Below are 13,560 nucleotides of genomic sequence, written 5' to 3'. Positions count from 1 at the left end.
GGGGTGTGACTTGCTACTGCCGCATCGATGTTCTTGGATGGAAAGATGACCACCACAGAAGCTGATCACCCGTCCGCATCCGGCCAAGCCAGCGGCGCCGTCCCGGCTGCGGGGGTCTCCCCCGAACCTGTCGACGAGAACATCTGGCTGGAGGACATCTACGGCCAGGAGCAGCTGGCGTGGGTCCGTGAACAGAATGCCCGCACCGAAGAGCTCCTCGAGAATGCCGACTACGCCGAGCTGGAGGGCAGGATCCTGGAGGTCCTGGATTCCACTGACCGGATCCCCATGGTGGGCAAGCACGGTGAGTGGTACTACAACTTCTGGAAGGACCGGGACAACCCCAGGGGCCTGTGGCGGCGGACCAGCTGGGACAGCTACCGGGCCGGGGCGCCGGTGTGGGACGTCCTCCTCGATGTCGACGCCCTCGCCGCCGCCGAGGGCCAGGACTGGGTCTTCCACGGCGCCAACTTCCTCCGCCCGGCCCCGGGCGAACCGCACCGGCGGGCCCTGCTGGCCTTCTCTCCCGACGGCGGGGACGCGAACCGCTACCGGGAGTTCGACGTCGAGGCCCGCGGCTTCGTGGACCCGGCCGACGGCGGCTTTGACCTCCCGACCGGCAAGGGCAACGCCTCCTGGCTGGACGGGGACACCTTGCTTGTCGCCACCACCGCCGAGAACCTGCCGCGGACCACCTCGTCCTATGCCCGGACCGGCGTGAAGCTGCGCCGGGGCGAATCCCTGACGCAGGCCGAGAAGCTTTTCGACATCCCCGAAGACCACATGATGGCGATCGTGGCCCACGACTCCACCCCGGGCTTCGAACGCACATTCGCCGTCGACTGGATCAGTTTCTTCGAGAAGAACACCTCCGTGCTGCGGGACGGCGAGTGGGTGCGGATCGATGTGCCCGCCGATGTGAACCTGAGCTCGCACCGCGAATGGCTGCTGTTCCGCCCGCAGCGCGACTGGACCGTCAACGGAACCACGCACCCGGCCGGATCCCTGCTCGCGGCCGGATTCGAGGACTTCCTCGCCGGCGGCCGGGACCTCGCGGTGCTCTTCACGCCCGATCCGCACACCTCGCTGCAGTCCTGGAGCTGGACACGGGACTTCCTGCTGCTGAATCTGCTCCGCGACGTGTCCTCGGAAATCCACGTCCTGGATCCGCGGCGCCCCGGGACGGACTCCGCCTGGGCGGCCACCGTGCTGGACGCCTGCCCGCCCCTGCACGACGTCAATGCCTTCGCGGTGGACGACGAAGACGATGCCGAAGACTCCGACGACGACGGCACCGGCGGCGCCGCCGCGATTTCCGAGGGCGAGGCGCCCGGCGCCGGGAACGACTTCTGGCTCGTCGCCACCGGCTTCACGACGCCCACCACCCTGACCCGGGGAACCCTGACCCGCAGCACTGACTCCGGGGCTGACGCCCGCGTCAGCAGCACGCACGAGGTGATCCGGACGTCGCCGTCGTTCTTCAACGAGGCGGACTACGAAGTTCAGCAGCACTTCGCCGTGTCCAAGGACGGCACGAAGGTCCCCTACTTCCAGGTGGGCGCCCGGGACCTGGTCCTGGACGGCCAGAACCCCACCCAGCTGTCCGGCTACGGGGGCTTCGAGATCTCCCGGACCCCTGCCTACAGCGGCGCGATCGGCCGGGCGTGGCTGGAGCGGCGCACCGCGGAATCCAACGCCGCCGAGGGCGGCGCCCCGCACCGCCGCGGCGGTGTGTACGTGGTGGCGAACATCCGCGGCGGCGGCGAATACGGGCCGTCCTGGCACCGTGCCGCGCTACAGGAGAACCGCCACCGCGCCTACGAGGACTTCGCCGCCGTGGCCAGGGACCTGATCTCCCGCGGCGTCACCTCCCGCGAGCGGCTCGGCTGCGTGGGCGGCTCCAACGGCGGGCTGCTCGTGGGCAACATGCTCACCCAGTACCCGGAACTGTTCGGTGCCGTGTCCTGCGGCGTGCCGCTCCTGGACATGCGCCGGTACTCCAAACTCTCCGCGGGCTATTCGTGGATCGGCGAATACGGTGACCCTGACGTGCCGGAGCAGTGGGAGTTCCTGAAGACGTTCTCCCCGTACCATCTGCTCAGGGACGGGGTGGACTACCCGGAGACGTTCATCTGGACCGCCACCTCGGACGACCGGGTGGGCCCGGTCCAGGCCCGGAAAATGGCGGCCCGCATGCAGGCCATGGGAATCCCGAATGTCTGGTTCCACGAGGCCCTCGAGGGCGGCCACGCGGGGGCATCGGACAACCGGCAGGCGGCGGCCCTGCAGAGCCGCAGCCAGCATTTCCTGTGGCGCGCCCTGGCCGGCCGGGAGGCCTGACCCCGCACCCCTGCCGCCGACAGCAACGCGGGGTCACGTCCGGCCCATCAGGACCGCCGGGATGGGCCGGACGTGACCCCGCGTTGTTCTGGGGCGGCCGTTTTGCACTGCGTGGCACCTTCTGCGTATCCTTGGTTGGCTAGTTAATAGCAATTGGAGACGTGCCAGAGCGGCCGAATGGGCTTCACTGCTAATGAAGTGTGGGGCACAACTCCACCGGGGGTTCAAATCCCCCCGTCTCCGCGTTTGGCCCCGGTCCTTGGACCGGGGCCTTTTGCGTTCCCGGAGCAGCCCGCGGCGGCAGCCCGTCCGGTGGCCGGACGCCTCGCGCCCGCCGCCGGGCGCGGATGGTTGGATGGACCCATGTCGAGCAACACGGAATTTGACGCGATCATCGTCGGCGGCGGCCACAACGGCCTGGCCGCGGCCGCGTACCTGGCCAAGGCCGGGCGGGACGTATTGGTCCTGGAGAAGCTGGAGCACCCCGGCGGCGCCGCGGTGTCAGCGCACGCGTTCGACGGCGTCGACGCCCGCCTCTCGCGCTACTCGTACCTGGTCAGCCTCCTGCCCCGGCAGATTATCGAGGACCTCGGCCTGAGCATCGAACTGGCGCGGCGGCGCTATTCCTCCTATACCCCCGACCCCCAGGACAGCAGCCGTGCCCTGCTGGTGGACAACGAGGACGGAGCGGCCACCGCGGCGTCCTTCGCCGCCGTCGGCGCCCCCGACGGCGAGTTCCGCGCCTTCACCGCGTTCTACGCCGCCTGCCGACGGCTCACCGAGGCCCTCTGGCCCACCATGACCGCGCCGCTGCTCTCACGCTCCGAAGCACGGTCCCTGGCGGCCAGGGCCGGGGCCGCCGAGGCGTGGGAGGCCATGATCGAACGCCCGATCGGGCACGCCATCAGCAAGGACCTGCACAGCGACCTGGTCCGCGGCGTGGTGCTGACCGATGCGCTGATCGGGACGTTCGCCCGGGCCGGCGACGAAGACCTGCAGCAGAACATCTGCTTCCTCTACCACCTGATCGGCGGCGGGACGGGCGACTGGGACGTGCCGGTGGGCGGCATGGGTGCCGTCTCCGGCGAGCTGGAGCGGGCCGCCCGCGGCGCCGGCGCGACCATCCTGACCTCGGCGGAAGTCACGGCCGTCCGGGCCGGCGGCGTCGTGCGCTACCGCCACGGCGGGCAGGACCACTCGTCTTCCGCCCGGTGGGTCCTCTCCAATGTGGCGCCGGTAGTCCTGGACCGGCTGCGGGACGGCGAAACCGGCACCGGCAACCCGAACCACCGCCGCGAGGGCGCGCAGGTCAAGGTCAATCTCCTGCTTCGGAGGCTTCCCCGGCTCCTCGACGCGTCCGTCAGCCCGGAGGCGGCCTTCGGCGGGACGTTCCACATCAACGAGGCATGGTCCCAGCTCGACTCCGCCTACCTCAGCGCCGCCGCCGGATCCGTGCCCTCGCCGCTGCCGTGCGAAATCTACTGCCATTCCCTCAGCGACCCCAGCATCCTGTCCCCGGAGCTGCAGGCCGCGGGCGCCCAGACACTCACGGTCTTTGGTCTGCACGTCCCGGACCGGCTGGTCACCCCGGAGAACAACGAGGACCGCCGCGCCGAACTGCAGGCCGCGGTCCTGGCGTCCCTGAACTCCGTCGTGGCTGAGCCCATCGAAGAACTGCTCCTGACGGACGCCGAAGGGCGGCCCTGCATCGAAACCAAGACCACCCTGGACATCGAACGCGCCGTCGGCATGCCCCGGGGCAACATCTTCCACGGCGGCCTCGACTGGCCGTTCGTGGAGGACGGCGAACCCCTGGACACCCCGGCGCGCCGCTGGGGTGTGGCGACGGAGGACCCACAGATTCTGCTGTGCGGTTCCGGCGCCCGCCGCGGCGGCGCCGTCAGCGCCATCGGCGGCCACAACGCCGCCATGGCCGTGCTGGAATCGGGGCCTTGGCTCCGCGACGCGTGAACCGGAACGTGACCACATGCGCATGAAAGCCTCCTCCCGCAGCGCCGTCCCGGCCGAGGGCAGCTGGAGCCCGCGGCTGGCCCTTCTCGTCGCCGCGACGTTCTTCATGGAGTTCCTCGACGGAACCGTCCTGACCACGGCCATACCCAGTATCGCCGCCGATTTCTCGGTGCCGGCCGCGGACGTCAACATCACCATGACGGCCTACCTGATGACCGTGGCGATGGGCATTCCGCTCAGCAGCTGGCTCGCGGAACGGATCGGGGCACGCCGGGTGTTCTGCCTGGCCATCGCGGTTTTCACGGCGGCCTCGCTGCTGTGCGCCCTCAGCCAGGACCTCACCATGCTGACCCTGAGCCGTGTCCTGCAGGGGGCCGGCGGCGCCATGATGGTCCCGGTGGGCACCCTGGTGGTGCTCCGCGGAACCCCGAAGAAGGATCTGCTCCGGGCCACCGCGTTCCTGGTGTGGCCCGGGCTGCTGGCACCGGTCCTGGCCCCGCTGGTGGGCGGGGCGCTGACGACCTACCTGTCCTGGCATTGGATCTTCCTGGTCAACCTCCCCCTGGGGCTTGCGGCATTCCTGGCCGCGCTGCGGCTGGTCCCGGCAGTCGGCGGCGACAGCACCCGGCGCCTCGACTGGCTGGGGCTGACCCTGACCACGCTCGGGGTGGGTTCCCTGCTGCTCGGCCTGGAACTGACGGGAGGCCGGGACGCCGCGCTTCTGGCGGCCGCAGGGATCGCGGCAGGGCTGCTGTTCCTGACCGCCGCCGTGGCCTGGATGCGGCGGACCAGCACGCCGCTGTTCAATCTGACGGTCTTCGGCGCGAGGACGTTCCGTGCGACGGCGACGGGTGGCTTTGTGTACCGGCTGACCATCAGCGCCGTGCCGTTCCTGCTGCCGCTGATGTTCCAGGCCGGCTTCGGCTGGGACCCGCTGCGCGCCGGGGCGATGGTGTCAGCCGTGTTTGTCGGGAACATCGGGATCAAGCCGGCGACCACTCCCCTGATCCGGCGGTTCGGGTTCAAGCCCGTCCTGGTGTTCGCATCCCTGGCCTCCGCGGCCACTTTTGCGCTGTGCGCCATGCTCGACGCCGGCACCCCGGAGCCGTTGATCTTCGCCCTGCTGGTGGCCAGCGGGGCCTTCCGCTCGATCGGGTTCTCGGCCTATGCCTCCGTCCAGTACGCCGACGTCGTCCCGGCCCAGTTGCCCTCCGCCAATGCCGTCTCCGCCACGCTCGTCCAGCTCGCCACCGCAGCCGGGATCGCGGTGGGGGCGCTGCTGCTGCGGATCTTCGATGCGGCCGGCCGCGTCCCCGGGGCCGCCGATCCCGCCGCCGGCGATCCGGCGGCCCCGTACCGGGCAGCGTTCGTGGCCATCGCCGTCCTGATGCTCCTGAGCACGCTGGACAGCCTGGCCCTCCCCCGCCATGCGGGCGCCGAGGTCAGCCGGCCTGGCCCAGCACCAGCGGCAGAACGGCGCCGGCGCCGGCGAGCCTGAGGGCCCGCCCGGAGACGGTCAGGGTCCAGCGGCTGTCCACGAGGTCGTCTATGAGCATCACGCTCTGGCCGCGGATTCCGGCCAGGGCCTCCTCAAGTTCGGGCCCCACCACCAGGCGGTCCCAGACCCCGGCGAGGCGGTAGGCGCTGTTGCCGCCGCGCCCGCCGGTGGGGCCGCCGTGCTGGAGCTGCAGCTGGCCGAGGTACGGGATGCGGCCGATCTCGGAGATCCCGCGGGCCAGGGAGTCCACCAGGGCGGGCTTCCCGCGGGAGGGCAGGCTGATGATCGCGGCCGGCCGGCCGGCCCCGCTCCAGCCGGGGGTGCGGGCGTCTCCCGTGCCCCATTCGCGGAGCACCTGGAAGCAGGCCTGCAGCATGCCGGGGTCCACGGGCCGGTCCGGCGCACCGGCGCCGAAGGCCTCGCGCAGGGGCCCGCCCCAGCCCAGGTCCGTCAGGCGCGCCAGCGCCCGGCCGTCCGCGAGGGCTTCATCCGGCTTGATCTTGCCCTTGACCGGCACCCCGAGGCGGTCCATGCCGCTGGGCCACTGCAGCCGCGGTTCCAGGACGACCCCGGCCCGGCGGAGGGTCTGCCCGGCGGCCTCCGTGGCGGCGTCGGCGATGTCGGCCGGGAACCAGCGGCCGGCGCAGTTGTCGCAGCGGCCGCAGGCGCGGGCCGTTTCGTCGTCCAGCACGGATGTGATGTACTCCATCCGGCAGCCGGCGGTGTCCTGGTAAATGACCATCGAGTCCTGCTCATCCACCCGGGCCTCCGCGATCCGGCCGTACCGTTCAGCGTCGTAGCTCCAGGGCTGCCCCGTGGAGCGCCAGCCGCCACCGACGCGCTCGACCGCGCCGTCCACGGCCAGGACCTTCAACAGCAGTTCCAGCGGGGTCCGGCGCAGGTCCACCCGGGCCTCGAGGGCCACCGTGGACACCGCTGTGCCGGCCTCGGCCAGGGCTGTCAGGACGGCGGCAGCCTTCTCTCCGGACGGCATGGACGCGGTGGCAAAGTACTGCCAGATGTCCCGGTCCTCGGATCCGGGCAGCAGCAGAACGTCGGCGTTCGCCGCGCCACGCCCGGCGCGGCCCACCTGCTGGTAGTACGCCACCGGAGAGGACGGAGCGCCCAGGTGCACCACAAAGCCGAGGTCCGGCTTGTCGAAGCCCATGCCCAGGGCGGACGTGGCAACGAGCGCCTTGACCTGGTTGTCCTTCAGGAGCTGCTCGGCGCGTTCACGGTCCGCGGGGTCGGTGCGGCCGGTATAGGCCAGGACCTCGTGCCCCGCTTCGGCCAGGAGGCGGGCGGTGTCCTCGGCCGCGGACACCGTGAGGGTGTAGATGATGCCGCTGCCCTGCAGGTCCTGCAGGTGGGTCAGCAGCCAGCCCAGCCGTTGCCGGGAATCCGGCAGGGTGAGGACACCCAGCCGGAGCGACTCCCTGCCCAGGGCGCCACGGATGGTGAGCACGTCCTTGCCGAGCTGCTCCTCGATGTCATGAACCACCCGGGAATTCGCCGTCGCAGTGGTGGCGAGCACCGGGACGGTGTCCGGCAGTTGCGTAATAAGGTCCGCGATGCGCCGGTAGTCGGGGCGGAAGTCGTGCCCCCAGTCCGAGATGCAGTGGGCCTCGTCAATCACGAGCAGCCCGGTCCGGCGGACGAGCTCGGGGAGCTGGTTTTCCCGGAAGGACGGGTTGGTGAGGCGCTCCGGCGAAACCAGCAGGACGTCCACCTCGTCGGCGGCGAGCTGCTCGCGGACGGTGTCCCACTCCAGCTGGTTCGCGGAGTTGATGGCGACCGCCCGCACCCCGGCCCGCGCCGCGGCCGCCACCTGGTCGCGCATGAGCGCCAGTAGCGGGGACACGATCAGCGTGGGGCCGGCGCCGCGGCGGCGCAGCAGCAGGGAGGCGACGAAGTACACAGCCGATTTCCCCCAGCCGGTCCGCTGCACCACCAGGGCACGCCGGCCGCCGTCGACCAGTGCCTCAATGGCCTCGAACTGACCGTCGTGGAACTGCGCCTCCGGGTGCCCCACGAGCTCCCGCAGCACGTCCTGGGCCTGCTCCCGGGTCGAGGAGGCGGTACCGGCAGGAGCAGCGTCGGCACGTTCGGTGCCGGACAAGGCGGTGCCGGACAAGGCGGTGCCGGAAAGGGAAGCGTCGGAAAGGGCGTTCTGGTTACTGGCCATTGCTTCAGTATCCCAGCCCCCTCCGACACCGGCCCAGCCAGCACCCCGCCATGTGGACAATCCCACAGGGGATACTCGATGGCGCCAGGCCAGGCCCCGCGTCACACGCCGCGTCGGGCGCGGCGTCAGGTCACGGCGTCAGAGCCGCAACGTAAGATAAGACGCGTGACTACGGACAAGACAAAGACTTTTAACCTCTCGGATTCGTTCAAGGCCTATGACGTGCGCGGAATCGTGGGGCAATCCATCACCGCCGAGACCGTCGAAGCCACGGGGGCTGCCTTCGTTGACGTCCTGGACCTCGCCGGGCAGACCGTGCTGGTGGGCGGCGATATGCGCCCCTCCTCCCCCGAATTCGCCAAGGCCTTTGCCAACGGTGCCGCCACCCGCGGCGCCAACGTCCAACTGCTGGACCTGATCTCCACCGACGAGCTGTACTACGCCTGCGGCGCCCTCAACGCCGCCGGCGCCACGTTCACCGCCAGCCACAACCCGGCCGAATACAACGGCATCAAAATGGCCAAGGCCGGCGCCGTGCCGATCTCCTCCGAAACCGGGCTCAAGGAAATCCAGGCCCGCGCTGAGGAATACCTCAACACCGGCACCATCCCCGCAGCCGGCACGCGCGGCCTGGTGGGTGTGCACGACGTCCTCAAGGGCTATGCGGAGTACCTGCGCGGCCTGGTGGACCTGCGCGGTTCACGGCCGCTGAAGGTCGTGGTGGATGCAGGCAACGGCATGGCCGGCCTCACCACCCCGGCCGTGCTCGGCGACGCGCTGCTGCCGAAGCTTCCGCTGGAGATCGTGCCGCTGTACTTCGAGCTGGACGGCTCATTCCCCAACCACCCGGCCAACCCGCTGGAGCCGGAAAACCTGCGCGACCTGCAGGCCGCCGTCGTGGAGCACGGCGCGGACATCGGCCTGGCCTTCGACGGCGACGCCGACCGCTGCTTCGTCATTGACGAGAAGGGCGAGCCCGTCTCGCCGTCGGCCATCACCGGCATGGTGGCCCGGCGCGAAATCGCCCGCGCCCAGGTCCTCGGCGAAGACGCGCCCACCGTCATCCACAACCTCCTGACCTCCCGTGCCGTCCCGGAACTCGTGGAACGCCACGGCGGCCGGGCCGTCCGCACCCGCGTGGGACACTCCTTCATCAAGGCCGTCATGGCCGCCGAAGGCGCCATCTTCGGCGGGGAACACTCCGCCCACTTCTACTTCCGCGACTTCTGGAATGCGGACACCGGCATGCTGGCCGCCATGCACGTCCTCGCCGCCCTGGGCGAACAGGACGGCCCGCTGTCCGAGCTCGGCCGCGAATACGAGCCGTACCGGTCCTCGGGCGAGATCAACTCGGAAATCGAGGACAAGGCCGGCGCCGTCGAGCGGGTCCGCGAGGACTTCCGTGACGAGGACGTCGAGGTCGATTACCTCGACGGCAGCACCTTCATCGCCACCGACGGCAGCTACTGGTTCAACCTGCGCCCGTCAAACACCGAGCCGTTCCTGCGCCTCAACGTCGAAGCCACGGACACCGCCATCATGGAACGCGTCCGCGACCGCGTCCTGGCGCTGGTCCGGGGCTAATTATGGCCGCGCATCCGGAAGAATCCGCAAACACCGGATCCTGGCGCGAGTCCGTGCCGGAGGCCAGCGCCACTGATCTGGAGAACCTGCTCGGCACGGGGGTCGGGGCAGCGCAGGAGCAGCTGGAGCGCAACGGCGGCTTCCTGCCGTTCGCCCTGGTGGTGCAGAACGACGGCGAAGTCCGGCTGGTTGCCGTGACGCCCGCCGACGCGAGCGACGGATCGGACGCCCACTTTGACGCCGACGCGATGATCCGGGACCTCCACGAGCTGCTCCGGCAGCACCGGGACGAGTTCCGGGCCGCCGCCGTTGTCTGTGACATCACGCTGCTCGAGGAAGACTCGGACGCGATCCACGTCGCGGCGGAGCACCAGGACGGCTCCCTGTTTGCCGCTGTCCTGCCGTACGCCCCGAACGCCGCGACCCATGAACTCGAATTCGGCCAGCTCGCCGCCGATAGCAACGAACCCGCCGTGTGGGTGGACTAGACCGCCCGCAAGCTGGGGATAGACCGCCCGTAAGCTGGGAATATGAAGATCAATGCGTTCGCCGACGTGAGCCTGCGCGCCATGATGGTGCTCGCGGCCGCTCCCGACGGCGGGCTCCTGACCACCCAGAGCATCGCCGACGCCGTCGGCACGCCGTACAACCACGTCAGCAAGGCGATGGCGAACCTGCGCGAGCTGGGCATGATCGACGTCGAACGCGGCCGCAACGGCGGGTCCCGGATCAGCGGCGCCGGCCGCAGCGCCACAGTCGGCCAGCTGCTGCGGCAGCTCGACACGCGCCAGGACCCGGCCGACTGCGTCGCTGCGGGCGGGAACTGCCCGCTCATCGCCGAATGCCATCTCCGGTCCGCGCTTGCCCGGGCCCGTGAAGCCTTCTACCGCGAACTCGACGACATCGTCATCGCCTCGCTGCCGACGTCCCGGCAGATGACGCCCGTGTTCCAGGCGATCGGGCTTCGCCCCGGGCTCTAGGGCCGGACTCCGGGGCGGACTCCGAGGACTGATTCCAAGGCCGGACTCCGAGCCCTGACTCCAGGCCGGACCCGCCGCCGGCACCCACTGGCGCGCCTCGCGAGCCCCGATTTGCATCGCTTTTCTACAACATGTAGAACTGAGGTGTAAATACTCGCATTTCAAATGACAGTATTTCATCGCGGTCCGGTTGAAGACCCCCGGGCCACTATCTCAGGAGACAACATGCTCTCGGACAAGTCCTTCCCCGTCATCGAGGCCACCCTGCCGCTGGTCGGATCCCGGATCGGGGAGATCACCCCCAAGTTCTATGCGCGCCTCTTCGCCGCCCACCCCGAACTGCTGGACGGGCTCTTCAGCCGCTCGAACCAGCGCAACGGTAACCAGCAGCAGGCCCTGGCCGGAAGCATCGCCGCTTTCGCGAGCCATCTGGTCAGCAACCCGGGCACCCTGCCGGAAACCGTGCTGTCCCGCATCGCCCACCGCCACGCCTCCCTGGGCATCACCGAACCGCAGTACCAGGTGGTCTACGAGCACCTGTTCGCCGCCATCGCCGAGGACCTGGCCGAGGTCATCACGCCGGAAATCGCCGAGGCCTGGACCGAGGTCTACTGGCTCATGGCCGACGCCCTGATCAAGCTCGAAAAGGGCCTCTACGCCGCCCAGGCCAACGGCAAGATGTGGACCCCCTGGAAGGTTGCCGCCAAGACCCCCGCCGGCACCGGGTCCATGACCTTCACCCTGGAACCGGCCGACGACACGCCCATCACCGCCGCCCTGCCCGGCCAGTACGTCAGCGTCAAGGTCACGCTGCCGGACGGGCTCCGCCAGGTCCGCCAGTACTCCCTCTCCGGCGACGCCGGCACCAGCCGCAGCTTCACGACCAAGCTCGACGACGGCGGCGAGGTCTCCCCAGTGCTGCACAACAACGTGGCCGTTGGCGACGTCATCGAAATCTCCAACCCCTACGGCGAGATCACGCTCAAGGAGGGCGACGGCCCAGTGGTCCTGGCCTCCGCCGGCATTGGCTGCACGCCCACCGCGTCCATCCTGCGCTCCCTCGCCGAGTCCGGCTCGGACCGCCAGGTCCTGGTGCTGCACGCGGAAAGCACCCTGGACAGCTGGGCGCTGCGCTCCCAGATGACGGACGACGTCGAACGCCTCGACGGCGCCGACCTCCAGCTCTGGCTCGAGCAGCCGGTAGCCGGGGCCAAGACCGGCTTCATGTCCCTGCGCGAAGTGGATCTGCCCGCGAACGCGTCCCTGTACTTGTGCGGTCCGCTGCCGTTCATGAAGAACATCCGCAACGAGGCCATCAACGCCGGCATCCCGGCCACGAAGATCCACTACGAGGTCTTCGGCCCGGACATCTGGCTCGCCAGCTAGGAAGGCCCCTGTTACGGGACCACGGCTGTTAGAGGACGACGGCGGGCCCGCATCTTGCGAAAGATGCGGGCCCGCCGTCGTCCTCCGCTGCAGTTCCCGGGGCCGGAACGGCGCCCGGCGCCACCGGACGTCACCGCGTGTCAGGAAGCGGCGGGCGCCCCGTTGATCGCGTGGCCGAAGCGCAGCAGGTTGCCCGGGTCGTAGGTGGACTTCGCAGCCACCATCCGCTCGTACACCGCCGGCGACCAGGCCCGGGCCCGGTCAGCCTCATCGCCGGGCTCGCCGTGGAAGTTCACCAGCGTGTAGCCGGTGGAATATGGGGCCATCGCGCCGAGGATGGCGCGGATGGAGGATGTGACAGCTTCCGCGGCCTCCGGCACCTTGAGCCCGACAAGGAACAGCAGGAACGCCGCGTCGCGTCCGGACACGGCGTCCGGCAGGATCCCGCCGCGGGCCAGCGCCCCGCCGAGGGGCCTGATCTCGATCAAGAGCAGCGGGCAGTCGGTACCGTCCCCCGCCAGCCTGAGCAGTTCCGCGGCAGCGTCCGCGCCAAAATCCTTGAGCAGCGCGCCGCCGTCGGTGAAGGGGAGCGGATCCGCCGGGTCCATGTGGATCTGGTCGACGTCCAGGTAGCTCATGGGTCCGGCGGTGTCCATCAGAGGGGTTGAGACCGCGCGCATCGGAGCAAGCAATGCGTCGCCGGCCTCGCGGTTCCCGAGGTAGGCAAAGCGCAGGTGGACCACAAACTGACCGCGGAGGGGCGGCGGAACAAACTCCATATCCGGAAGACGCAGCAGGGAGATCGACGGCGAGGCGTCGTCCGGCAGTGTGGGCAGCCACTCGCGGAACGCTGTCAGAACCGGCGCCGCGTCCGCCCCGGGGTAGATGATCCCTCCGCCGTAGAAGTCCCCGAGCGGAAAGAGGTTGAATTCGACCGCGGTGACGATGGCGAAGTTGCCCTTGCCCCCGCACATCAGCGCGAACAGCTCGGCTTCGGCGTCGGCGTCGATCCGGCGCAGCGCGCCGTCGGCGGTGACCACTTCCATGCTCCGGACGTGGTCAGCCGCGAAGCCGAGGGCGCGGCCCAGCACGGGCAGCCCGCCGCCCACCGTGTACCCGACGACGCCGACGTCGGTGCTGGAGCCGTGCAGTCCGATCAGGCCGTGGGGGACGCTCGCTTCCAGGACGCTCCGCCACTTGACTCCGGCGCCGACCCGGGCCGTCCGTTCGACCGGATCGATCTGCACGTCCTGCAGACGCCGCGTGCTGATCAGCAGTCCGCCGTCGACCGCGGATTCCGCGCCGTGCCCGGTGGACTGGACGGAAACCGGCACCCGCCGTTCCGCCGCCCACTTCACTCCGGCGGCGACGTCCTGCGCGTCCGCGGCCCCAAGGACGACGTCGGGCCGGTGGACTGTGGCGACGTTGAACGCAAACGTCTCTTCGGCGAATTCTGGACTGTCCGGGACGGCCACGATGCCGCTGACGGCCGTGGATAAGGCATGGATGTCGTCGTTGACTAGCATGCGGAACTCCTGAAATCTCGCCGGATGGAATGCGGACAAGAATAGGGGCCGCTCCGGATCCGGCCTAGGGGCCTAAGTCCCGCGGACCCG

At 69.9% G+C, this 13,560-nt stretch carries 9 protein-coding genes and 1 tRNA gene; 8 read left to right on the top strand and 2 right to left on the bottom strand.

The window, feature by feature from the left end; genetic code table 11:
- Positions 1-45: 45 nt before the first annotated feature.
- From LDO15_RS03520 to LDO15_RS03505, 4 genes are all read left to right on the top strand, one after another.
- Positions 46-2,340, top strand: a complete 2,295-nt coding sequence (locus LDO15_RS03520; protein ID WP_223984071.1) for a prolyl oligopeptidase family serine peptidase — start codon at positions 46-48, stop codon at positions 2,338-2,340.
- Positions 2,341-2,495: 155 nt separating this feature from the next.
- A tRNA-Ser gene (locus tag LDO15_RS03515) sits at positions 2,496-2,583 on the top strand.
- A gap of 120 nt (positions 2,584-2,703) precedes the next feature.
- Positions 2,704-4,311 carry an NAD(P)/FAD-dependent oxidoreductase gene (locus LDO15_RS03510; RefSeq protein ID WP_223984068.1) on the top strand — a complete coding sequence of 536 codons (1,608 nt, stop codon included), beginning with the start codon at positions 2,704-2,706 and terminating at the stop codon, positions 4,309-4,311.
- 16 nt (positions 4,312-4,327) lie between these two features.
- Entirely contained in the window at positions 4,328-5,809 is a 1,482-nt protein-coding gene (locus tag LDO15_RS03505) for an MFS transporter (RefSeq protein WP_223984066.1), read from the top strand.
- Here LDO15_RS03505 and LDO15_RS03500 read toward each other — a convergent pair.
- Positions 5,754-7,994 (bottom strand): RecQ family ATP-dependent DNA helicase, encoded by a 2,241-nt coding sequence (locus tag LDO15_RS03500; protein ID WP_223984063.1) that lies wholly within the window; start codon positions 7,992-7,994, stop codon positions 5,754-5,756. The two genes, LDO15_RS03505 and LDO15_RS03500, sit on opposite strands and share 56 nt — an antisense overlap.
- A gap of 165 nt (positions 7,995-8,159) precedes the next feature.
- Here LDO15_RS03500 and LDO15_RS03495 point away from each other — a divergent pair, with 165 nt between their 5' ends.
- The 4 genes from LDO15_RS03495 to LDO15_RS03480 all read left to right on the top strand — a co-directional run bounded on the left by LDO15_RS03495 (position 8,160) and on the right by LDO15_RS03480 (position 11,944).
- The gene (locus LDO15_RS03495; protein ID WP_223984061.1) at positions 8,160-9,578 is read left to right on the top strand and encodes a phosphomannomutase/phosphoglucomutase; all 1,419 of its coding nucleotides are present in this window, start codon (positions 8,160-8,162) and stop codon (positions 9,576-9,578) included.
- A 2-nt stretch (positions 9,579-9,580) separates the two neighbouring features.
- Positions 9,581-10,066, top strand: a complete 486-nt coding sequence (locus tag LDO15_RS03490) for a hypothetical protein (protein WP_223984059.1) — start codon at positions 9,581-9,583, stop codon at positions 10,064-10,066.
- Between the two features lie 42 nt (positions 10,067-10,108).
- Positions 10,109-10,558 carry an Rrf2 family transcriptional regulator gene (locus LDO15_RS03485; protein ID WP_223984057.1) on the top strand — a complete coding sequence of 150 codons (450 nt, stop codon included), beginning with the start codon at positions 10,109-10,111 and terminating at the stop codon, positions 10,556-10,558.
- A 225-nt stretch (positions 10,559-10,783) separates the two neighbouring features.
- Complete coding sequence (locus LDO15_RS03480) at positions 10,784-11,944, top strand: globin domain-containing protein (protein ID WP_223987034.1); 1,161 nt, start codon at positions 10,784-10,786, stop codon at positions 11,942-11,944.
- 140 nt (positions 11,945-12,084) lie between these two features.
- Here LDO15_RS03480 and LDO15_RS03475 read toward each other — a convergent pair whose 3' ends face one another.
- A complete protein-coding gene (locus LDO15_RS03475; protein WP_223984053.1) occupies positions 12,085-13,470 on the bottom strand; it encodes an FAD-binding oxidoreductase in 1,386 nt (461 codons plus the stop codon).
- Positions 13,471-13,560: the final 90 nt, after the last annotated feature.

The organism is Arthrobacter sp. NicSoilB8 (assembly GCF_019977355.1).
Lineage (GTDB): Bacteria > Actinomycetota > Actinomycetes > Actinomycetales > Micrococcaceae > Arthrobacter.
Note: the sequence above shows the minus strand (reverse complement) of the source record. Positions and strands in the feature narration are given on the sequence as shown.

Coding starts and splice junctions, on each gene's coding strand:
- LDO15_RS03520 (WP_223984071.1), top strand. CDS start 46: ATGACCACCACAGAAGCTGATCACCCGTCCGCATCCGGCCAAGCCAGC.
- LDO15_RS03510 (WP_223984068.1), top strand. CDS start 2,704: ATGTCGAGCAACACGGAATTTGACGCGATCATCGTCGGCGGCGGCCAC.
- LDO15_RS03505 (WP_223984066.1), top strand. CDS start 4,328: ATGCGCATGAAAGCCTCCTCCCGCAGCGCCGTCCCGGCCGAGGGCAGC.
- LDO15_RS03500 (WP_223984063.1), bottom strand. CDS start 7,994: ATGGCCAGTAACCAGAACGCCCTTTCCGACGCTTCCCTTTCCGGCACC.
- LDO15_RS03490 (WP_223984059.1), top strand. CDS start 9,581: ATGGCCGCGCATCCGGAAGAATCCGCAAACACCGGATCCTGGCGCGAG.
- LDO15_RS03485 (WP_223984057.1), top strand. CDS start 10,109: ATGAAGATCAATGCGTTCGCCGACGTGAGCCTGCGCGCCATGATGGTG.
- LDO15_RS03480 (WP_223987034.1), top strand. CDS start 10,784: ATGCTCTCGGACAAGTCCTTCCCCGTCATCGAGGCCACCCTGCCGCTG.
- LDO15_RS03475 (WP_223984053.1), bottom strand. CDS start 13,470: ATGCTAGTCAACGACGACATCCATGCCTTATCCACGGCCGTCAGCGGC.